Origin of the sequence: Pseudomonas sp. HY13-MNA-CIBAN-0226 (assembly GCF_040310305.1) — a bacterium.
In the GTDB taxonomy this organism is placed as follows: domain Bacteria; phylum Pseudomonadota; class Gammaproteobacteria; order Pseudomonadales; family Pseudomonadaceae; genus Aquipseudomonas; species Aquipseudomonas gregormendelii.
The window spans coordinates 1-268 of record NZ_JBEOPS010000293.1 but is presented as its reverse complement, the minus strand read 5'-3'; the positions used below and the strand labels follow the sequence as shown (position 1 = coordinate 268).

The window sequence follows — 268 nt, the reverse complement described above, 5'->3', positions numbered from 1 at the left end:
GCCGTGATGATGCGCGAAACCGCCGAAACGCTGCTCGCCGATGGCGACGTCTGCGTGACCGACTGGCGCAATGCGCGCGACGTGCCGCTCGCGGCAGGCCGTTTCGGGCTCGACGAATACGTCGCGATGCTCGACGGCTTCGTCAGCACCCTCCAGCACGACGATCGGCCGCTACACGTCGTCGCCGTATGCCAGGCGACCGTACCGGCACTCGGCGCACTCGCGCTGCGCGCCGCGCGCGGCCTTGCGCCGCCCGCGAGTATCACGC

General features: G+C 70.9%; 1 pseudogene. It reads left to right on the top strand.

What is annotated here, in order from left to right:
• Positions 1-268: pseudogene (locus AAEZ05_RS28805) on the top strand (polyhydroxyalkanoate depolymerase); the annotation flags it as partial.